Genomic DNA, 21882 nt, shown 5'->3' with positions numbered 1-21882 from the left:
CTCAATGCCCGCCTTTTTGTTTGCCGAGGATGTCGTGGCCAACGTGCGATTTCACCGCACAGCGCTGATCAATGCCCTCAGAGCGAGGACAGGGCCCAGGTGACGATCTCGCCTGACGCCTGCGCGAACGCTCCATCGAGCGCATCGACATAGGCGTCGTTGCCGGTGCCGGTGACAGGCGCCGAAGCGCGGAAGGAACGCGCGGCCCGAACGACCCCATTGCGATCGTTGAGAACCTTGACATAAAGCTCGACCTCGGCGCGGGCGCCGCCGTCCAGCCGGATTTCGAAGGCACGCAGTTCGGTCGTGAGCTGGTAGTCGATCGCCAGGCCCTCGCCCGGCTTGCCGACGCCGCCGAGCCTGCCGGTCGCCTGGAGCGCCTCGACAAGACGTGCCTGTACAATCCTTGGCAGCCTGTCGGCCCATTGTGCACCGCCGAGAAACTCGATCGTGCCGGCCGACGGACGGATGACGACATTTTCCCCGTCGAGTACCTTCAGCGCGGTCGGTTCCGCCACCAGCACCTGGGTCCTGGAGCGCCGTGGCCCCGCCGCCTCGACGGCACCGGACGTCAGGTCATAGGTGTCGAGCGGAGCTGGACCTCCACCTGGAAGCGCCGCACAACCGGGCAGCAGGAATGCGGCAAACGCACATGCTCTAAGACTGTTACTGACCATACTGGATTTTCCATCCGCGCGGTGCGCAGGGTGTTTTGGTTTCGTTAACTTCTGAAAGGAAGGGGCGGCAATGTCAACGCCGCGCCCGGCCGTCGAACTCCCTGACCGCTCCATCCCCGCCAGACAGAATACGTTGCGGATTGCGTTCCAAATCGGTGATTGCCTGCTCGATGCGGGTAATCGAACGTCGCGAGTCGCGCACAAGCGCCTCGACATCGCGCAGACCCTGCCCGGAGAACCGCGCCAGCCCGTCGGTAATCGTGCCCATTCGGGCGTTCAGGGTATCCGCGACCTCGCGGAAGGCGCGCAATGTCTCGCCTGCGTCCGTCATCAGCCCGCCCGCCTCGTCCGAGCCGAGTAGGTTGTCCACCTTGACGAGAACACCGTCTATACGCTCCGACGCCTGGTTCAATCGCGATGCAAGCTGGCGCGCGTCGGTCACGATTGCGTCGATGTCTTCCGACCGTGCGCCCAGCGTCTCCGTGACCTTTCCGACATCGTTGACAGCGGCGTTGACGCCGGCACTCGCCTGCTCGAAATTCGTCAGCGCGGTGCGCACCGAACCGGCGTCGATGGCTTCGACGATCCCGTCGACGCGGGCCAGTGTCTGGCTGGCGTTTTCCGAGAATGACGCGATCGCTGCCACGCTGGTGTTGACGCCCGCCATGATTTCTTCCAGTCCCCCGCTCGCCTCGTCGAGGCGTCGCGTGAACTGCTCGACATTGCTGATCGTCGCCGCGATCTGGTCGCGATCAACGGCCGTCACCAGGTTCTCCGCTGCAGCCAGCGTTGTATCAAGCCGTTCCGATACGCGGTTCAGTGTCGACGACATCGCCGTCACGCTTGCCAGGAATTCGTTGATTCCTTCGGCGTTGTTGCTCAGCGCTGTGGAGAACTCCTCGACGTTGAGCAGGGTCTGGGTGATCGGACCGCGTGCGTCGCCGGCGAGAAGTTCCAGCTCCGAAAGCACCGCGTCGGCGCGGCTAAAGATGTTCTGCGCGCTCTCCAGCAGATTGGTGACCGCAGATGGGTTGGCCGCCAGTTCTGCCACAGTGCCTTCCGCTTCCGCCAGGTCGAGAAGATTCGGTTCGGCTGGATTTCCGCCGCGCAATTCGATGTTGGCCTGTCCCGTGGTCAGCCCTGCCAGTCCGACGTCGGCCTGGGTCGACCGGGTGATCGGCGTCAAACGGTCGACGACCGCGTCGGCGATCGCCACGGTCGGGTTCGACACGTCGATATAGACCCGGGTGACGTCGCCCACCTTCACGCCATTGAAGAAAACCACGCTGCCGCGCGTGAGGCCAGACGCGGAGCCGGGAATCCTGAAGCGCAAAGCCGCCGTCTCGGTCTGGTCGCCCACGCCGGACGTCCAGTACACGAAGCCGAAGGCAGCGAGCACCGTCACCAGCGTAAAGATGCCGACTATGACGTAGTTGGCTCTCGTCTCCATTCGTCTCTCCTAGGCTGACGCGCTACGCGTCGTCAGGTCGAGCTGCCGCGCGCGCTTGCCGCGGAAGTAGGACTTCACCCACGGCTCCTCAACCTGCATCATGTGTTCTATCGTGCCTTCGACGAGCACTTTCTTTCCTCCGAGGACCGCGATGCGGTCGCAGACGGAGAAAAGACTGTCGAGGTCATGTGTCACCATATAGACCGTCAAACCCATCGTATCGCGCAGTTTCGCAACCAGTTCGTCGAAATCTGCCGCGCCGATCGGGTCGAGGCCCGACGTCGGTTCGTCCAGGAACACAATGTCGGGATCAAGCGCCAGCGCGCGCGCAAGTGCAGCGCGTTTGATCATGCCGCCCGACAGTTCAGAAGGATACTTGTCTGCCGCGCTCGGCGGGAGACCGACGAGTTCAAGCTTCAGCATCGCCAATTCGTCCATCAGCGCCTTGGGCATGTCGAGGTATTCGCGCATCGGCACCTGGATGTTTTCCTTGACGGTGAGTGCTGAAAATAGCGCTCCGTGCTGGAAAAGCACGCCGACCCGCATGTCGACGAGCATCTTTTGCCGGTCGTCCGCTTCGTCCAGGTTCACGCCGAACATGGAAACCTCGCCGGCACGCTTCGGAATCAGGCCGAGCACGGTGCGCAACAGCACCGACTTGCCCGTTCCGGACGCACCTACAAAACCCAGTATTTCGCCGCGGTAGACGTCGAGCGAGAGCTGGTCGAGAACGACGTTGTCACCGAACGCGACGGTCACGTCGCGCACGGAAAGCACCACCTCGCGCCCATCACCTGCCGATGCAAGGCCATGGTCCTCGGGCAGCATTCCATTCTGGATTTCGGCCTGTGTCATGTCCCGACCTCTAGAAATCGATCGCGACGTAGAACATGGCGAAGAGCCCGTCGAGCACGATGACGACGAAGATCGCCTTCACCACCGACGAGGTCACGTGCTGGCCGAGCGACTCCGCGCTGCCACCCACCTTCATGCCTTCGACGGACGCCACGATGCCGATGATCAAGGCCATGAACGGCGCCTTGATCAAGCCGGCAAAGATCGTGGACATGTCGATGCTGGCCTGCAGGCGATCGATGAAGGCTTCGGGCGGGATGCTCGAATAGATCCAGGCGACCACCATCGCGCCGGCAAGCGTGGCACCATTGGCGATGATCGTCAGGCACGGCACCGCGATGACGAGGGCAACCAGCCGCGGGAAGACCAGCACGCCGACGGGATTGAGCCCGATGACCTTGAGCGCGTCGACCTCTTCGCGCATCTTCATCGAGCCGACTTCGGCGGTGATGGCACTACCCGACCGTCCTGCCACCATGATGGCGGTCAGAAGCACCCCGAGTTCGCGCAGGGCGAGAATGCCGACCAGGTCGACGATGAAGATTTCTGCGCCGAACCAGCGGAGCTGGTAAGCGCCCTGCTGGGCGACGATGGCGCCGACGATCGATGATATCAGCACCACGACCGGTATGGCTCCGATGCCCATGCGATCGATCTGGTTGAAGATGGCGGCCGGATTGACGGCGTGCCCCCTGCCCAGCTTCATCTGGGCGCCACGGATCGTGGAGCCGAGGATGTACATCCCGGCAAGGAAATCCTGCCATCCGCCGACGGTGAAGCGACCGATCATCTCCAGCCACCGGATGACGAAGAATGGGCGCCGGGCGACCGGCCGCGCTTCCTGTGGTTGCAGCGCCTCGCGCACGGCTGGCAGAAGAATCTGTGCCGCAGCCGATGCGCCGGCGATCTCCACGCTTGCGCCGTCGGCAATGCGGGCCGCCGCGAGCCGTTCGATAAGCCACGCGCCGGCCGTGTCCATGCGGCCGATTCCGGCAATGTCGATAAGGATGTCGCCTGGCGCGGACGCCGTTTCGAGCGCGCGCATCTCGTCATCCACGAGATGCACGGAGCGTGTATTCCATACGCCAGAAAGCGTCCACACGGCGCGTGAACCCTCCACCCGCGTTGCAACGCTGGGTGCATGGTCCATGCCGTTGTGGAGCTTGTCGCTTGCGTCGATCGGCTCTTTGGTCAACATCAGGCCACTATTAGTCGGTCGCGCCGACGCTGTCACTTTCTCTCATTGGCGCGGTCGGTCGCAAACGGAGTTCTTTCATGAGGCGTGACCTTTTTGTCGAGGCCGAGCGGTTTCCGCTTGCTGCGGCATTCACCATTTCGCGGGGATCGAAGACGGAAGCAGCGGTGCTGACATGCACGATCCGCATGGGCGAAGCGCAGGGGCGTGGCGAATGCGTGCCCTACGCCCGCTACGGCGAGACCCTGGAAAGCGTTCAGGCGGAGATTGAAGCGGCGCGCGAGCCAATCGAAGCTGGAGTCTCACGCCAGGAACTGCCTGAAATTATGAAGGCTGGCGCCGCGCGCAACGCGGTCGACTGCGCGTTGTGGGATCTCGACGCCAAACTCAGCGGAAGACGCGTGGCTGAAGAAATCTGCACTACCCAGCCTCATGCGCTGACGACGGCCTACACCATCTCGCTCGGCGATCCGGAGGAGATGGCCGCCAGCGCGCGCAAACATGCCGCACGCCCCCTCCTGAAGGTCAAGGTCGGCACGGGGGACGACATCAGCCGCATCGAAGCGGTCGCGCGCGCCGCACCGGAGAGCCGCATCATTCTCGATGCAAATGAAGGGTGGAGCGCGGAAAACATCCGCGATCATCTTCTCGTTGCGGCTCGGCATCGCATTGCGCTGATCGAGCAGCCCCTGCCCGCCGGCAAGGACGACATCCTGCGCACCATCCCGCATCCGGTCCCGATCTGCGCCGACGAAAGCGTGCACACCGCCGATCATCTCGACGAACTTCTTGGCCTCTATGACGCGATCAACATCAAGCTGGACAAGACCGGCGGGCTGACCGGCGCGCTGACCCTGAAAAGGAGGGCGCGGGAACTCGGTTTCGGCGTCATGGTCGGCTGCATGGTCGGAACGTCGCTGGCCATGGCACCTGCCGTATTGGTGGCGCAGGATGCGGAGTTCGTCGACCTCGACGGCCCACTCCTGCTGGCGACCGATCGCAACCCGCCGCTCGTCTATGACGGGTCGTTGGTGTCGCCGCCCGCCCCTGCCCTATGGGGGTGACGGCGGGCGCCAACGACGATCAGCACGGTGCCGAGCATCGCCACGCCCGCCATTACGAAGAACCCGCCCGCGCCGAAATGCTCGTAGAGCGGGCCGGAGGCCAGCGTGACCGCTGCCATCGTCACCCCATTTGCGAAGAAGGCGATGCCCTGGGCCGCTCCGAAACGGTGATCGGCGACCGTTTCGGCGATCATCTTCTGGACGCCGAGAAGCACCAGGCCCGTCGAAGCCGCGTGCAGAGTCTGGACCAGAAAATAGCCCGGCACTCCCAGTCCCGAAGGCCATATCAAGGGAAATGCGCCCCATCGGATCACCGCCGCGCCGCCGGCGATGACCAACAGATGCGACGGTGACATGCGCCCGAAAAGCCGGGTAAATACCATGAACACGGCAACCTCGGCGGCCACGCCCCATCCCCAAAGCAGGCCCACCGTGCCTTCGCCAATCCCGAGTGACGCCCAGTAGATGGAACTGAAACCATAGACGAAGCCATGGCTCGCGGTGATCAACCCGGCGCCGCAGAGAAAATAGAGGAATCGCCTGTTCAGCAGGGCCGGTGACGCGTCCTGGAAGCCGGCAGCCGAAAGCGGCGAGGCCAGTCGCGGCCGACCGAGACGCGGCGCCAACAAGGCCGCCGCCAGCGTGGCCCCCAGTCCGCCCATCATGAAGGCTGGAACCGCGCCAATCCCCGTTGCACCCAAAACCATGCCGCCGACGAGGCTGGTCATGAGGAACGACGCCGATCCCCAGATGCGGACACGCGAATAGTCCATCGCGTATCGGCGCACACCTGACATCGCAAGCGAATCAACGAGCGGCACCTGTGGCGTCCAAAACACCGCGAGCACCAGCGAAACGACAAGTATCAGCGCATAGCTGGAGGTGAGAAAGTAGCCGATGCAAGCGACCAGCGATACGACGACGGTGACGAGCAACACGTCGACTCGGTCGCGGGCCTTGTCCGCCAGCGCGGTGACGAATGGTGTTGTCAGCACGCGCAGGAACATCGGGGCGGAAAGGATGACCCCGATCTCCGCGGGGCCGAACCCGGCGGCTTCGAGCCAGAGCGGAAAATAAGGCAGATGAATACCGGCCGGGATGAAGATCGCGGCGAACAAAAGCGACATGCGCAACTCGAAGTGGCCGGGCTTGACCGACTGTTCGGCGGAGAGTGGAGGCAGCGGCGTCATGCGGCAGAAACGGCTAACGGAATAAGGGGAATGACAGCGCTTCGGATACCATGACGGCTCAAAGCACGATACGGCATGCGATTGGCGCAGGCTAAGGGCGTTCGTGGTTGTGCCCCTGCCCCGGCACGGCTAGTTTGCGCGCCGGATCGGTGCCGGGAAGCGGTGCCATGCGAGCGCGGCCATGCCATTCATGGCTGCCCGCCGAAGCGAGGGGAAAGACAATGAGATTGGTGCGATTCGGCGAAAAGGGCAGCGAGAAGCCCGGGGTCATCGACGAGACCGGTATCATCCGCGATGTATCGTCGATCGTTCCGGACTACGGACCGGAGACGCTTTCGCCAAACCTGGTCGAGCAACTCGCCCAGGCCGACCTCGCAGCGCTTCCCGCTGCACCCGCCGGCATACGCCTGGGTGCGCCCGTCGCGCGCATCGGCCACTACATCGCCATCGGGTTGAATTACGCCGATCACGCTGCGGAGACCGGAGCTGCAATCCCGAGCGAACCCATCGTCTTCTCCAAGGCGCCCAACTGCCTCTCTGGCCCTAACGATGACGTTCTGATGCCGCGTGGTTCCCAAAAGCTCGACTGGGAAGTCGAATTGGCCATCGTCATCGGCAGCCGCTGTGACTACGTCGATCAAAGGGAAGCGCTGGACCATGTGCTGGGCTATGCGCTCGCCAACGACGTCTCGGAACGCGAATACCAGGCCGAACGCGGCGGACAGTGGATCAAGGGCAAGAGTGCGCCCACTTTCGGACCTCTGGGCCCTTGGATTGCGACGCGCGATGAGATCGCCGACCCGCAGGCGCTACGCATGTTCCTGAACGTCAATGGGGAACCGCGACAGAAAGGCAGTACGGCGACGATGATCTTCTCCGTCGCGCATATCGTCTCCTATCTCTCACGGTTCATGGTGCTCGATCCTGGCGATGTCATCGTCACCGGCACGCCACCCGGCGTTGCGCTCGGCATGAAGCCGCCGGTCTATCTCAAGGCGGGCGACGAGATGCATCTCGGTGTCGAGGGACTGGGCGAGCAGCGGCAGAAAGTCGTCGCGCGCTAGGAATTCACAGGAAAGACGTCACCATGACAGCCCCTGATGCGGCAAAAACGCCCTCCGATCTGGACGAGAGCGCGCTGTTTTACCATCGCTACCCTTCGCCGGGTAAGCTCGAGATCCAGGCAACGAAGCCGCTCGGCAACCAGCGCGACCTGGCGCTGGCCTATTCACCCGGCGTCGCCGCGCCGTGCCTGGCAATCCAGGAGGACCCGTCGATGGCCGCGCATTACACGGCGCGCGCCAACCTCGTCGCCGTGATTTCCAACGGCACCGCGGTCCTCGGGCTTGGCAATATTGGCGCGCTGGCGTCCAAGCCGGTGATGGAAGGCAAGGCGGTCCTGTTCAAGAAGTTCGCCGGCATCGACGTCTTCGACATCGAGATGAACGCCCCGGAAATCGATCGCATGGTCGAGACCGTGGCAGCTCTTGAGCCGACATTCGGCGGCATCAATCTTGAGGACATCAAGGCGCCGGAATGTTTCGAGATCGAGGAGCGCCTGAAGGCGCGCATGTCGATACCAGTCTTCCATGACGACCAGCACGGCACGGCGATCATCGTCGCCGCAGCCGTACTCAACGGCCTGGAACTCGCGGGAAAGGCGATCTCGGATGCAAAGATCGTCACCTCCGGCGCTGGTGCCGCCGCCCTCGCCTGTCTCAACCTTCTGGTTTCGCTGGGCGCCAGGCGGGAGAATATCTGGGTCACCGACCGGTTCGGCGTCGCCCATCTGGGCCGCATCGAGGAAATGGATCGCTGGAAGGACCCTTACGTCAAGGACACTCCCGCGCGAGTCTTGGCCGATGTGATCAGCGGCGCCGACGTATTCCTCGGACTGTCGGCCGCAGGCGTGCTCAAGCCTGAACTGCTGGCTGAGATGGCCGCCAAACCGCTGATTCTCGCGCTGGCGAACCCGGTGCCGGAAATCATGCCGGAGGTTGCCCGCGCCGCCCGTCCCGACGCGATGATCTGCACCGGGCGATCGGACTTTCCCAACCAGGTCAACAACGTCCTGTGCTTTCCCTATATCTTTCGTGGTGCTCTCGACGTCGGCGCCACGGCAATCAACGAAGAAATGAAGATGGCGGCCGTGCGCGCCATCGCGTCGTTGGCGCGCGAGGAACCGTCGGACGTCGCGGCGCGTGCCTATTCCGGCGAGACGCCGATCTTCGGCCCCGAATTCCTCATCCCTTCACCCTTCGATCCCAGGCTGATCCTGCGCATCGCGCCCGCCGTCGCCGAGGCGGCGTGCCGCACGGGCGTAGCCACCAGACCGATCGACGACATGGATGCGTATGTCGAGCGTTTGAGCCGCTTCGTGTTCCGTTCCGGACTGGTGATGAAGCCGGTCTTTTCGGCAGCGAAAAGCGCGGCCACCAAGCGTGTCGTCTTCGCCGACGGCGAGGACGAGCGCGTGCTGCGCGCCGCACAGGTCGTGCTTGAAGAAGGCATCGCCAAACCGACGCTCATCGGTCGCCCCCATGTCATCGAGACCCGGTTGAAGCGCTACGGCCTCAAGATCCGGGCAGGCGCCGACTTCGACATCGTCAACCCTGAGGACGATCCGCGGTACCGCGACTATGTCGACCTGTTGCTGCGGCTTGGGGGCCGGCGCGGCGTGACGCCGGAGGCGGCGCGCACGATGGTGCGCACCAACAACACGGTCATCGCGGCCCTGGCGATGATGCGCGACGAAGCCGATGCGATGATCTGCGGGCTGGAGGGACGATACGAGCGTCATCTGCGCAACGTCGACCTCATCATCGGCAGGCAGCAAGGCGTCGCCGACCTTTCGGCCCTGTCGATGCTGATTTCGCAGCGAGGCGTGACCTTCTTCACCGACACCTATGTCAGCCTCGATCCCTCCGCGCCGGAGATCGTCGAAATGACGCTCCTCGCGGCCGCCGAAATCAGGCGCTTCGGACTGACACCGAAGGCGGCGCTGCTGTCGCATTCCAATTTCGGATCACGCGACTCGTCCAGCGCACTGAAGATGCGTGAAGCGGCAAGAATGCTCCGCGAGATCGCACCCGAGCTCGAGGCCGATGGCGAGATGCATGGCGATTCGGCCCTGTCTGCCACGTTGCGCCAGAGGGTCTATCCGCACTCGTCGTTGAAGGACGAGGCGAACCTCCTGGTGTTTCCGAACCTCGATGCCGCCAACATCACACTTACGGCGATCAAGACCATGACGGACGCGCTGCATGTCGGCCCGATCCTGCTCGGCGCGGCGCGCCCGGCTCATATCCTGACGCCTTCCGTCACCTCGCGAGGCGTGGTGAACATGACCGCGCTGGCCGTGGTCGAGGCTAATTCACGAGTCGACACGACTGAAGTCGCCGCGGGGTGATTTTCGGAAGAGGCAGGATCGACCAGGCGCGTTGCACCTGGTCGATGCCAATCAGTAAAGCCCGCCGGAACCGGAACTGATCGCTTCGCTGGCTTGCGGTGAGAGCTCCTTCGCGCGCTCGACCGCTTCGATGTCGTCCATCCCGATAACCCAGTAGCTGTCGGCGGGGCCAGTACCGGGCTTGAATGCTTCGACGATCGAGCCTGGCTGGCCTTCGGCCGCCCGCATGCCGCTCTTGCGGTCGACGGGGATCATCTTCATACCTTCGGGCACGCGGAACTCGACCGGCTCCGCATCCTTGAGCGCTTCAGTCATGAACGCCTTGAAAACCGGCGCTGCAAGGCCGCCGCCGGTAGCACCGTCACCCATGCTGCGCGGCTGATCGAACCCCATATAGAGGCCGACGACGAGATCCGGCGTATAGCCTACGAACCACACGTCGCGCGCATCATTGGTCGTGCCGGTCTTGCCCGCCATCGGATAGCCGAGCTCGGCGAGCGTCGTGGCGGTGCCGCGTTGCACGACGCCTTCCATCATCGAGGTGATCTGGTAGGCCGTCATCGGGTCCAGAACCTGCTCGGCATCGTTGACGAGCTCCGGCTCTGTCTGCCCTTCCCATGCGGTGGCGTTGCAGCCTTCGCATTCGCGCTGGTCATGCTTGAAGACGGTCTTGCCGTAGCGATCCTGGATACGGTCGATCAGCGACGGCGTGATGTGCTTCCCGCCATTCGCCATGACGGAATAGGCAGATACCATGCGCATCACCGTCGTCTCACCGGAGCCAAGCGACATGGCGAGCACCGGCAGCATCTTGTCATACACCCCGAAGCGCTCGGCATATTCGGCAACGAGGTTCATGCCCATGTCGTTGGCCAGTCGAACCGTCATCAGGTTGCGCGACCGCTCGATTCCGGCGCGAAGCGTCGACGGGCCGGCAAAGCCACCACCATAGTTTTTCGGTTCCCACACCTGATTGCCAACCCGTATGGTGATTGGCGCATCCAGGACCACGGAAGCCGGCGTATAGCCGTTATCAAGCGCGGCGGCGTAGAGGAACGGCTTGAAGGCCGAGCCTGGCTGGCGATAGGCCTGTGTGGCGCGGTTGAATTCCGATTGCGAAAAGGAGAAGCCGCCGACCATTGCCAGAACGCGGCCCGTGTGCGGGTCCATGGCGACCATGCCGCCTGAAATCTCGGGAACCTGCCGCAGCATCCATCCCGCAGGGCTTTCTTCACCCTCGCCACTTGTCTCCTCCACGAAGACGACGTCGCCGGGCTTAAGCACCTCGGCCGGCGAATCGGCGCGTACCGTCCGCCCGTCGACCGTGTGACGCAGCGCCCAAGACATGTTCTCCTTCGACACCGTGGCCGTCTCGCGCTCCTCGACGATTTCGCCGGACGCCTCGCGGGCCGGTTGCAGGCCAACCTGAAGGCCCTCGTCGGTAGCTTCGAGCACCACGGCCACCGTCCATTCCGGCACGTCGCTCAGGCCGCTCACCTCGCTCAGCGGCACGCCCCAGTCGCCACCCACGTCGATCGATTCGACCGGTCCACGATAGCCGCGCAAGGTGTCATAGCGGATGAGACCGTCCTGAAGTGCGGTGCGTGCCTGCCTCTGCATGACCGGGTCGAGCGTCGTGCGTACGGACAGTCCGCCTTCATACAGAGCATCCTCGCCGTATCGGGAAATCAGTGCACGGCGCACCTCTTCGGTGAAATATTCGCCTGCAAAGAGATACCCCCCGCGACGCCGAAGATTCACGTTGAGCGGCTCGTTCTTTGCGCGCTCGGCTTCCTCCGCCTCGACGTAGCCGTTGGCCTGCATCTGGTCGATCACCCAGTTGCGGCGCTCCAGCGCGCGATCGGTGTGTCTGAACGGATGGTAGTTCGAAGGTCCACGCGGCAACGCGGCGAGATACGCCGCTTCCTCGGTGGTCAGTTCGTTCACCGACTTGTCGAAATAGGTCAGCGCCGCGCCGGCGATCCCGTAGGCGCCGAGGCCGAAGAAAATCTCGTTGAGGTAGAGCTCGAGGATACGATCCTTGGAATAGGCCTGCTCGATGCGGAATGACAGGATCATCTCGCGGACCTTGCGGTCGTAGCTGACGCTGGAATCGAGAAGGAAGTTCTTCGCCACCTGCTGAGTGATCGTCGACGCGCCGATCGGGCGGCGGCCCGAACCGAAATTCTGCACGTTCGTGGCCATCGCGCGAACGATGCTCATCAGGTCGATGCCGGGATGGGTATAGAAGTTCTTGTCTTCGGCGGACAGGAAGGCCGCCTTGACGCGGTCAGGGACAGCCTGGATCGGAATGTAGAGCCTGCGCTCGCGCGCAAATTCGCCCATCAGCGCGCCATCCACGGCATGAACGCGGGTCGTCACCGGCGGCTCATAACGCGCCAGCACCTCATAATCGGGAAGGTCCTTTGCGACATTGCCGAGATAGATGGCAACACCGGCTGCGGCCACGAGCGCAAGTGCCACGCCGACGCCAAAGAAATATCCGATAAGACGTATCATGCCCACTCCAGTCTGCGGATCGACGGGTCTACAGGCCATGTCTTGCGTACGCGGCCGCACCTCGTTCCGTTCGTCGCTCTTCTGTGTCGCCCTTGTGGGCAAATTACGGCGAGACGGAAGCGTCTTTGCACGATTCTCCAATTAAACCACAAGGTGTTGTGCCGATGCAACGAAGCGCCGGCGCGGCACCCGGCCTCATCCTCCCGCGCCCTGAGTCCCGGCTACGAACATGTCGATGGCGCCGATGATGCTGTCGGCGGCGCGGTGGCGCCATTCCGGGTCGCGCAGGAGCGCCTCGTCCTGCTTGTTGGACAGATAGCCGAGTTCGAGCAGCACGGATGGAACATCAGGTGCGCGCAGCACGCGAAAACCGGCGAAGCGATGCGGATTGGTGGGAATCATCTGGATCGAGGACGACAACTCCCCGATCAGGGAGCGTGCGAAACGGATCGAAAAGCGCTGCGTTTCCCTGCGAATGAGGTCGGCAAGGATGTCGGCAACACCATCATCTTCTTCCTCGATCGCGATGCCAGCGATCTCGTCGGCGAGATTTTCGCGAATCGCCTTTGCGGCGGCCTCGGCATCCGACGCCTTGTCGGCGACGGTATAGACGGTGGCACCACGAAAATCCTTCAAGCGGATGGAATCGGCGTGGATGGAAATCAGCAGATCCGCATCCTGCTGTCGTGCAATGCGTACGCGCTCGTCCAACCGGAGAAACAGGTCCCTGTCGCGAGTCAGGAAGACATCATAGTCACGGGCATCCTCCAGCTTTTTCTTGAGCTCGAGCGCAAATGCCAGCGTGATGGTCTTTTCCAGCGTCCCCGAGGGGCCTTTCGCGCCGGTATCGATCCCGCCATGCCCGGCATCGATCATGACGCGGAATCGTTTCGGCGCTTCCGCGCCAGGCTCTCCAATTCGATCCGCCTTCGCCGTCGTCTGCATCGAGCCGGTCGTTTCGATCTGCTCGGCCATCGCCTGTTCGAAGTCTCTTTCCGAAGCCGCGACGATGTCGGCGACCAGCCTGAAGCCTGCGCTGGTCTCGTTTTCGAGCACCTCGATTCGTTCGACGTCGAAGGGGCCGTCGAAAGCCATTATGATTCGCGAACGCCCACGATCCAGATTGCCGTAGCGAACCCCGGTGACCATGCCGCGCGACTCGAGCTCTGCGTCGTCGAACGAGAATGCCGTTTCCGGCAAGTCGACCACCAGACGGTGGGGGCCACGCAGCAGGAACCAGCGCAGATCCGGCTCCTTGTCGAACTGGACGATGACCCGCATGCGCGACGCGTCGCCGGCCATCTTGTAGCCATCCGCCTGGAAAAGCACGTCGGCGAGCGCGATCGATGGCCCTGCCATCACTAGGATGAAGCAAAGCGACAGCCACAACAGCATGCGCCCCACGAAGCCGCGCGATGCCGCATCGTCTCGGTCTGAGCCTGGAAGGCTATGTCGGTCCTCATGCTGGCGCATGGTTTCCTGATTCTGACAGATGATGAAGACGCACTGAATTAACGACTGGTAAGGGTTGATGGTTAACCAACCCTTTCCATCCTGGCTACCCGTGCCACCGCGTAACACGATGTGAAATCGGGGTTGCCATAAACTTCGCCAAATCATAAAAGCGACGTTGGATCACTGCAACGCTTGTGATCGTTCTCGCCTGCCGCACACCCCCTGCTTCGGCAGTAAAGGCGCTGATAGCGGCTCCTAGGCCCGACCGGTCCCTGTCCAGGTGCTTCCGAAGGATTTTCTTGCAGGACGTCCCGGTCACGCGGGACGCCTAGCGTGAGGAAAACGGCCGGGCTGATTCTCCCGGTTGGCTCTGTACGAGCAAATTAGCTGGTCCGCGCGATCGGATCTTGGTTCAAAAATATGGTTCCGCATGTAACGCGATGATCGAAAGCCCGCCACTGCCTCAGACCGGAAGAAACCGCGCCGTAACGGCCGCGGCCCGGAAGAGCAGTCGGTACGCGATCCGCTATGCGACCGCACCTTTATCCGGCACCACCGCAACAACAGCAGCAGGCAGCAGCGCAGGTTCGCCGCTGCCGCTGGCTTTGTGTGCGCGTGTCGGGGAGAAAAGAAATAATGCCCAACAAAATGCTCATCGATGCCTCCCACCCGGAGGAAACCCGCGTCGTCGTCGTTCGCGGTAACCGCATCGAAGAATTCGATTTCGAGTCCCAGGACAAGAAGCAGCTCAAAGGAAACATCTATCTCGCGCGTGTGACACGCGTCGAGCCGTCCTTGCAGGCTGCATTCGTGGAATATGGCGGTAACCGCCATGGCTTCCTTGCCTTCTCGGAAATCCATCCTGACTATTACCAGATCCCCGTCGCCGACCGGCAGGCCTTGCTGCGTGCAGAGGCAGAAGAAGCGCGCGCCGAGGATGATGACGAGGACGGCGACGAACGCGGCGGACGCAACAAGCGGCGTCGCCGTGGCGGCGGTCGCAACCGCAGCCGCTCGGACGACGAGCGCAAGGCTTCCTCGGAAAATGGCGGCACGGACGATGATGCCGAGTCCGATGGCGGCGATAACGACGAATCGCCCCGTACCATCGCCGAATCGATTGATGCCGAGGTTGTCACGGAAGAAATCGCCAGCGACGATGAAGGCTCCGACCGGAAGCCGGCAGACGACCAGGGCGACGACGACAATGGCGACGACGCGCGCGGCGGTGGCAATGGCGATGACGAAGTCGTCTCGGTCGGCGCCGACGATGCGCTTGAAGAAGTGCATGAGCGTCGCAGGACGCCGCGCCGCCACTACAAGATCCAGGAAGTGATCAAGCGCCGCCAGATCCTTTTGGTGCAGGTGGTCAAGGAAGAGCGCGGCAACAAGGGCGCGGCGCTGACGACCTATCTGTCGCTTGCCGGGCGTTATTCGGTGTTGATGCCCAACACGGCACGCGGCGGCGGCATTTCCCGCAAGATCACCAATGCGGCGGATCGCAAGCGCCTGAAGGACGTGGTCAAGGACCTCGACGTTCCGCAGGGCATGGGCGTGATCCTGCGCACGGCTGGCGAAAGCCGGACCAAGGCCGAGATCAAGCGCGACTACGAATACCTGATGCGCATGTGGGACAATGTCCGCACGCTGACGTTGCAGTCGGCTGCACCCGCACTCGTCTACGAGGAAGGGTCGCTGATCAAGCGGTCTGTCCGCGACCTCTACAACAAGGACATCGACGAGATCCTGGTGGCCGGCGAGGACGGCTACCGCGAGGCCAAGGACTTCATGCGCATGCTGATGCCCAGCCATGCCAAGGTCGTCCAGCCTTATCGCGATCCGGTGCCGATCTTCGCGCGCAGCGGGATCGAGGGACAACTCGACAAGATGCTGCAGCCGCAGGTGACGCTGAAGTCCGGCGGCTACATCATCATCAACCAGACTGAAGCGCTGGTTGCGATCGACGTGAACTCCGGCCGCTCCACCAAGGAGCACTCGATCGAGGACACCGCGCTCCAGACCAATCTCGAAGCCGCCGAGGAAGTCGCGCGGCAACTCAGGCTGCGCGATCTCGCAGGCCTGATCGTCATCGACTTCATCGACATGGAAGAGAACCGCAACAACCGTTCGGTCGAAAAGCGCCTCAAGGATTGCCTCAAGAACGATCGCGCCCGCATCCAGGTCGGTCGGATTTCGCATTTCGGCCTACTCGAAATGTCGCGCCAGCGCATTCGCGCATCGGTGCTCGATTCGACCATGCAGCCCTGCCCGCATTGCGGTGGGACGGGCCACGTCCGCTCCGAATCGTCGGTGGCATTGCTGGTCGTGCGTGCGATCGAGGAATTTCTGCTTAAGGACTCGCGCAACGACATCAGCGTGCGCACGCCGACATCCACAGCGATCTACGTGCTCAATCACAAGCGCTCGACCCTCATCGAACTCGAAAACCGGTTCGGCCTTGAGATCTCCATCGAGGCCGACGATTCGGTGCGCTCGCAGCATTACGCGATTTTCAAAGGCGCGATTTCCGAACGTCCCGTAGTGGCAGCACCTGTTCTCACGACCCCTATCTACGATGATGCCGACGACGATATAGTCGACGACGCGGCGATCGAGGAGGAGGCCGAAACAGAAGTCGTGGCCCAGCCGCGCTCCGACGAGGACGGCGACGGGCAGCGCAAGCGCAAGCGCCGCCGTCGGCGCAGAGGTGGCCGTGATCGCGACCGCAACCAGCCGCAGGCAGCCGATGGCGAGGATGATTCGGTCTCGGCAGACGCCCAGGCCGACGACGACGCCGGTGATGGCGACGGAGCAGCGGAAACGAGCGCGGAAGACGGCGACGAAGATGGCTCGCCGAAAAAGCGCCGCCGGGGCAAGCGTGGCGGGCGTCGCAATCGGCGCGACGAAGGCGCCGAGGGCGAGAGCCAGGCGGATGCCGGTGGCGATGATGGCGCGGCCGTGGAACCGTCATTCGAACCTGTCGAGCCTGCCGTGCTCGAACAGGCCGATCAGGCCGCGATGGACGCTGTGGAGAAGACAGGCGAGCCGCTGGCCGCGGTAGCCGAGGTGGAGAAGCCGAAGAAGAAGGCGCCGCGCCGCTCGACCAAGAAGCCCAAGGCAAGCGAGGAGGAAGTCGCCGAGGCTGCTGCCGATCTCGCCGCGGAACCGGTTGTGGAAGACACAGCAAAGGCACCTGAGGAAGAACCTGCCAAGGCCAAGCCGAAGCGCGCGCCACGCCGCAAGGTTGCTGCCTCTGCGACGGCAGACGCCACCGTCGAGGAACCTGTCTCGCCAGCCGAAGTCGAGGCAGAAACGCCGGCTCCAGAAGCGGAGCCCGAAGCGCCGGCGGCGCAGCCCATACCGATTCGCGACAGCAAGCCTGCCGAACCTGTCTTGACCTCGACCGGAGCAAAGGGCGAAGAAGATGCCAAACCGCGCAAGGCAGGCTGGTGGCAACGCAAGGGCTTCTTCTGATAAAGCCATTTGGACTAAGGAAAACCGGCGCTTGCGCCGGTTTTTTTATGTCGGCTCAGCTACCGCAGCCACGCCTTGAGGCGTGAGACTGCCGTGGCGACGTCCTGCTCACTACCGGCATAGGAAAGGCGCAGGTACCGGTGTCCCTCGGACACGTCGAAATCGATGCCCGGTGTGGCCGCCACATGCGCTTCTGCCAAGAGCGTCTTCGCGAAATCCATGCTGTCGTTGATGTGCTGCGACACGTCGCAATACGCGTAAAACGCGCCATCCATGGGCGCAGCGATCGGCAGCCCCATTTCAGGCAGAGAGGTCATCAGGAGAGCACGGTTTGCGCGGTAGCGCTCCTTGACATGGTCTAGGTCCCCGGTGGCGTCGAAAGCGCGGATCGCGGCGATCTGCGACAGTTCAGGGGCGGAAATATAGAGGCTCTGCGCCACCCGCTCCACGGGCCTGACCAGCATCTCCGGCAGAACCATCCAGCCGATGCGCCAGCCGGTCATGCAGTAATATTTCGAGAACGAGTTGATCACCGTCACGTCGTCCCCGTGCGCGAGCGCCGTGACATCCGGCTGACCATAGGACAGCCGGTGATAGATTTCGTCCGATATGACGCTGATGCCCATATCCCGGGCACTTTCGATCAGCCGCCGCAGGTGATCGGCTGAAATGATCGCACCGGTCGGGTTGGCGGGACTGGCAAACAGCACGCCCTTGAGCGGTGCGCGGCGATGACACTGCTCGAGCAACTCTGCCGTGAGCCCGGCTTCGCCATCCAGCCGGATCTCCACCACGTCGAGGCCGAGCGCCGTGAGGATGTTGCGGTAGGCCGGGTAGCCCGGAGCGGTGATTGCCACGCGATCGCCCGGATCGAACATCGCAAGGAAGGCCAGATTGAAGCCTGCCGAAGAGCCGGTAGTCACCGCGATGCGGGAGGCCGGCACGTCAACACCATAGTGATCCATGTAGTGGCGTGAAATCGCTTCACGAAGACGCGGGAGGCCAAGTGAATCGGTGTAGCCGATGCGTCCTTCTCTTAGCGCGGCAGCCGCCGCCTCGCGCACGATAGCGGGCGCCGAATCCGACGGCTGGCCGACGGCCAGCGAGACGACCGGATGCCCCAGCGCCTTGAGCCGATTTGCCTCGGCAAGGACGTCCATCGCATGAAAAGGCTCGACGGCGCTGCGTCTGGAAATGGCCACGGCCATCGGGCACCTCGTGTCTTTGGGGTGGAATGCCGCACATTTGCCTGAAAGATGTGGGGATCACAAGTTGATGAAATCATTCGCAGTGCCTTTTCACCCCTTCGCGCGTCGGATACCTGTGGCAGCCATGGCATCGTTCAACTCCACAGGCTACGCAGCGCGCCTTCTCATGGCGCTGGCATTGGTGGTGCCGCTGTCGCTGGCGCCCATGCAGCAGGCACTCGCCCAGCGTGGCGTGTCGGTGGTCAGGGATGCGGAGATCGAGGCTCTCGTGCGCGACTACGCGCGCCCTGTGCTGGAGGCTGCCGGGCTCGGCCGGTCTGGCATCGAGATCGTCCTCGTCAGCGACAACTCATTCAATGCTTTCGTTGCCGGCCGTCGCATTTTCATCAACACCGGCGCGCTGATGACCGCCGACACTCCCAACGAGATCATCGGCGTCCTGGCGCATGAGGCCGGTCATATCGCTGGCGGTCACCAGCAACGTCTGCGCCAGCAACTGGAAACCGCGCAAACGATGGCCGTGATATCGACGATCTTGGGCGTCGGCGCGGCGGCAGCCGGCGCGATGACCGGAGAGGACGGGCTCGCACGCGGCGGCACGGCGATGATGTCCGGCGGCATGGAAGCGGCTCGGCGTTCGCTTCTCAGCTACCAGCGGGGCGAAGAGGCCACCGCCGATCGCTCGGCCATCACCTATCTGGAGCGCACCGGCCAGTCGGCGCGCGGCATGCTCACCACCTTCGAGCGCTTCGCCGATTCGATGGCCCTGTCGGGCAATCGCACTGATCCCTACCAGATCAGCCACCCGATGCCGCGCGAGCGCATCGCCAACCTGGAAACGCTGGCTCGCTCGAGTCGCTTCTTCGATCGCAAGGACCCGCCGGAGCTGCAGTTGCGGCACGACATGATGCGGGCCAAGATCGTCGCCTACACGCAAGGACACATGGCTGCCTCGCGACTATTCCGTGATGCACCACGCAGCCTGCCGGCGCTGTATGCGGATGCGATTGGCACTTTTCTGTCGGGAAATGCCCGCGCCGCCGTCGCCAAGATCGATGCGCTGGTGGCAGCCCACCCGCGAAATGCCTATCTGCACGAAATGCGCGGTGAAATCCTGATGCGGGGCGGAAGCGCCGCTGACGCAGCCGATGCCTTCGCCCGCGCCATGCGGCTTGAAGCGGCCCCGTCCGGCCTGATCCAGATCGGTTACGGCCAGGCGCTGCTGGCGAGCGGAACGCCCGGCGCTGCCCAGAAAGCCGTCGTCGAACTCCAGACCGGCCTTTCGCGCACCCGCGAATACGCCGCCGGCTACCGTTATCTTGCGCAGGCGCACGCCCAACTCGGCAATATCGGCGAGGCGGAACTGGCCACTGCGGAAGGTCACTTTCACTCCGGCAGCTATCGCGATGCAAAGGTCTTTGCAGCGCGCGCGCAGCAGAAGATGCCGCGTGGGTCGCCGAGCTGGTTGCGTGCGCAGGACATCATCAATTTCAGGCCGCCAAGCCGGCGCTAGAACAGGACGCCCCATCATGAGCAAGACAGCAGTTCTCGCAGTCGCAGGCGCGGCGATCGGCGGTGCGATGTTCGCGTTCGGCTTCGTTGCGGGCACCCAGCCGGAAACCGTCAACGCAGGGCCGTCAAGGGCCATGGCGCCCAGGGCCGAGGTGGAGGCGATCGTCCGCGACTATCTGACGGCGAATCCGGAAATCCTGATCGAGATGCAGACCGCACTTGAGACGAAACACGAAGAGCAGCAGCGCGTCGCACAAGTCGACACGATTCGCGCTGCTTCCGATGACATCTTCAATGCCGACTATGATGGCATCGTCGGCAATCCCGAGGGCAACGTCACCATCGTCGAGTTCTTCGACTACAATTGCGGCTTCTGCAAGCGCGCCATGGACGACATGGACGCGATGGTCGAGAACGATCCGGAGCTGCGCTTCGTGCTCAAGGAATTTCCGATCCTCGGTCCCGATTCGCAGCGCGCGCATATGGTGTCGATGGCATTCCACCGGCTGGCGCCGGAGAGCTATGCGGAGTTCCACCGCCAGCTGCTTGGTGGCAGCCGCGCGACCGAAGATGCCGCGATTGCGGTGGCACAGGGCCTTGGCGTCGACGAGGCCGCATTGCGACAGGAAATGATGAACCCGGACATCGCCGCGGCGTTCGAGACCACGTATGATATCGCCAACCGGCTTTCAATTACCGGCACTCCGTCCTATGTCGTGGGCGACGAAGTCGTCTTCGGCGCGCTCGGCCAGGCGGTCCTAGAGGAAAAGATCGAACTGATCCGCGCCACCAACTGACCGCGTCGGGCGGCATTCCCCGCCTCACACGCCTGTGGACACCGAAAAGAAGTCACTTGTGCTCTTTCCGCCGCTGCTTATGGCCTTTATAGAGGTGCGCGGCGCGCAGGAACCCTTTTGATGTCCAACGTGATCTTTGTCTTGAACGGTCCGAACCTGAATATGCTCGGCAAGCGTGAGCCCGGCATCTATGGTGGCAAGACCCTCGAAGCGATCGGCGAGGATTGCGCGGCCGAGGCCGCCAGGCTCGGCCTTGAGGTGGACTTCCGCCAGTCCAATCACGAAGGCGTTCTTGTTGACTGGATCCAGGAAGCCGGAGCCGTCGCCAAGGGCCTGGTCATCAACCCGGGCGCCTACAGCCACACATCGATCGCCATCCACGATGCGATCCGGGCAGTGTCGCCGCTGCCGGTCGCCGAGGTGCATCTTTCCAACATTCACGCGCGCGAGCAGTTCCGGCATCATTCATGGGTCTCGGCGGTCGCAACGGGCATGATCTGCGGCTTCGGCCCGCAGGGTTACATCATGGCCCTGCACGCGCTCGCCGCCCGACCGTGAACAGCCAGCAATAGGACGAGGAAACAAAATCCGATGTCGATAAAAAAGACCGTCGTAGATCAGCAGTTGATCCGTGACCTGGCGACCATACTCGACGAGACCAACCTGACGGAGATCGAGGTCGAGCAGGACGAACTGCGCATTCGCGTCTCGCGCACGCCTGCGGCCATCCAGGGTTACGCAGCGCCTGCTGCGGCGCCTGCGTCATCGGCTCCTGCAGCGGCGGCGGGTGCCGCGTCTGCCTCGTCCTCTCCTGCGCCGGCGGACGTGTCCAAGAACGCAGTCCCCTCGCCCATGGTCGGCACTGCCTACATGTCGCCCGCTCCCGGCGCCCGCCCCTTCATCGAGATCGGCCAGAACATCAAGGAAGGCCAGACCCTCCTCATCATCGAGGCGATGAAGACCATGAACCAGATACCGTCGCCGCGCTCGGGTACCGTCACCGCTATCCTCTTCGAAGATGCCCAGCCCGTCGAATATGGCGAGCCGCTCGTCGTGATCGAATAGAGCCGGGACGC

16 protein-coding genes are annotated in these 21882 nt (G+C 63.2%); 8 read left to right on the top strand and 8 right to left on the bottom strand.

Going from position 1 to position 21882, the window contains the following annotated elements; genetic code table 11:
- Positions 1-77 precede the first annotated feature (77 nt).
- From AAFN84_RS05565 to AAFN84_RS05550, 4 genes are all read right to left on the bottom strand, one after another.
- The gene (locus AAFN84_RS05565; protein WP_347513499.1) at positions 78-677 is read right to left on the bottom strand and encodes an ABC-type transport auxiliary lipoprotein family protein; all 600 of its coding nucleotides are present in this window, start codon (positions 675-677) and stop codon (positions 78-80) included.
- A gap of 73 nt (positions 678-750) precedes the next feature.
- Complete coding sequence (locus AAFN84_RS05560) at positions 751-2127, bottom strand: MlaD family protein (protein ID WP_347513498.1); 1377 nt, start codon at positions 2125-2127, stop codon at positions 751-753.
- Between the two features lie 9 nt (positions 2128-2136).
- Positions 2137-2955 carry an ABC transporter ATP-binding protein gene (locus tag AAFN84_RS05555; RefSeq protein WP_347513804.1) on the bottom strand — a complete coding sequence of 273 codons (819 nt, stop codon included), beginning with the start codon at positions 2953-2955 and terminating at the stop codon, positions 2137-2139.
- A 37-nt stretch (positions 2956-2992) separates the two neighbouring features.
- Positions 2993-4132 carry an ABC transporter permease gene (locus tag AAFN84_RS05550; protein ID WP_347513803.1) on the bottom strand — a complete coding sequence of 380 codons (1140 nt, stop codon included), beginning with the start codon at positions 4130-4132 and terminating at the stop codon, positions 2993-2995.
- A gap of 125 nt (positions 4133-4257) precedes the next feature.
- Here AAFN84_RS05550 and dgcA point away from each other — a divergent pair, with 125 nt between their 5' ends.
- Positions 4258-5241 (top strand): N-acetyl-D-Glu racemase DgcA, encoded by a 984-nt coding sequence (gene dgcA, locus AAFN84_RS05545; RefSeq protein ID WP_347513497.1) that lies wholly within the window; start codon positions 4258-4260, stop codon positions 5239-5241.
- Here dgcA and AAFN84_RS05540 read toward each other — a convergent pair.
- Positions 5193-6431 (bottom strand): MFS transporter, encoded by a 1239-nt coding sequence (locus AAFN84_RS05540; RefSeq protein WP_347513496.1) that lies wholly within the window; start codon positions 6429-6431, stop codon positions 5193-5195. The two genes, dgcA and AAFN84_RS05540, sit on opposite strands and share 49 nt — an antisense overlap.
- Positions 6432-6652: 221 nt before the next feature.
- Between AAFN84_RS05540 and AAFN84_RS05535 the strand changes: the two genes are divergently transcribed.
- Together AAFN84_RS05535 and AAFN84_RS05530 are read left to right on the top strand one after the other, a co-directional pair.
- Positions 6653-7495 (top strand): fumarylacetoacetate hydrolase family protein, encoded by an 843-nt coding sequence (locus AAFN84_RS05535; protein ID WP_347513495.1) that lies wholly within the window; start codon positions 6653-6655, stop codon positions 7493-7495.
- Positions 7496-7518: 23 nt separating this feature from the next.
- Positions 7519-9840: an NADP-dependent malic enzyme gene (locus AAFN84_RS05530; protein WP_347513494.1), complete on the top strand. Its 2322-nt coding sequence runs from the start codon at positions 7519-7521 to the stop codon at positions 9838-9840.
- A 51-nt stretch (positions 9841-9891) separates the two neighbouring features.
- Here AAFN84_RS05530 and AAFN84_RS05525 read toward each other — a convergent pair whose 3' ends face one another.
- Both AAFN84_RS05525 and AAFN84_RS05520 read right to left on the bottom strand, forming a co-directional pair.
- Entirely contained in the window at positions 9892-12360 is a 2469-nt protein-coding gene (locus AAFN84_RS05525; RefSeq protein ID WP_347513493.1) for a penicillin-binding protein 1A, read from the bottom strand.
- 195 nt (positions 12361-12555) lie between these two features.
- Complete coding sequence (locus AAFN84_RS05520; RefSeq protein WP_347513492.1) at positions 12556-13833, bottom strand: N-acetylmuramoyl-L-alanine amidase; 1278 nt, start codon at positions 13831-13833, stop codon at positions 12556-12558.
- Between the two features lie 618 nt (positions 13834-14451).
- Between AAFN84_RS05520 and AAFN84_RS05515 the strand changes: the two genes are divergently transcribed.
- Positions 14452-17289, top strand: coding sequence for a ribonuclease E/G (locus tag AAFN84_RS05515; protein ID WP_347513491.1), 2838 nt, complete (start codon positions 14452-14454; stop codon positions 17287-17289).
- Between the two features lie 59 nt (positions 17290-17348).
- Here the strand turns inward: AAFN84_RS05515 and AAFN84_RS05510 are convergent, their stop codons facing one another.
- Positions 17349-18497, bottom strand: coding sequence for an aminotransferase class I/II-fold pyridoxal phosphate-dependent enzyme (locus AAFN84_RS05510; protein ID WP_347513490.1), 1149 nt, complete (start codon positions 18495-18497; stop codon positions 17349-17351).
- A gap of 124 nt (positions 18498-18621) precedes the next feature.
- Between AAFN84_RS05510 and AAFN84_RS05505 the strand changes: the two genes are divergently transcribed.
- The 4 genes from AAFN84_RS05505 (at position 18622) to accB (ending at position 21871) form a co-directional block, all read left to right on the top strand.
- A complete protein-coding gene (locus AAFN84_RS05505; RefSeq protein ID WP_347513489.1) occupies positions 18622-20010 on the top strand; it encodes a M48 family metalloprotease in 1389 nt (462 codons plus the stop codon).
- Positions 20011-20026: 16 nt separating this feature from the next.
- A complete protein-coding gene (locus tag AAFN84_RS05500; RefSeq protein ID WP_347513488.1) occupies positions 20027-20806 on the top strand; it encodes a DsbA family protein in 780 nt (259 codons plus the stop codon).
- 120 nt (positions 20807-20926) lie between these two features.
- Positions 20927-21364, top strand: coding sequence for a type II 3-dehydroquinate dehydratase (gene aroQ / locus AAFN84_RS05495; RefSeq protein WP_347513487.1), 438 nt, complete (start codon positions 20927-20929; stop codon positions 21362-21364).
- Positions 21365-21397: 33 nt separating this feature from the next.
- On the top strand, positions 21398-21871 hold the full coding sequence (accB, locus tag AAFN84_RS05490; protein WP_347513486.1) for an acetyl-CoA carboxylase biotin carboxyl carrier protein: 474 nt from the start codon (positions 21398-21400) through the stop codon (positions 21869-21871).
- Positions 21872-21882 lie beyond the last annotated feature (11 nt).

This window comes from Mesorhizobium sp. CAU 1741 (assembly GCF_039839275.1).
Taxonomy (GTDB): domain Bacteria; phylum Pseudomonadota; class Alphaproteobacteria; order Rhizobiales; family Rhizobiaceae; genus Aerobium.
This window is presented reverse-complemented; position numbering and strand designations above follow the sequence as displayed.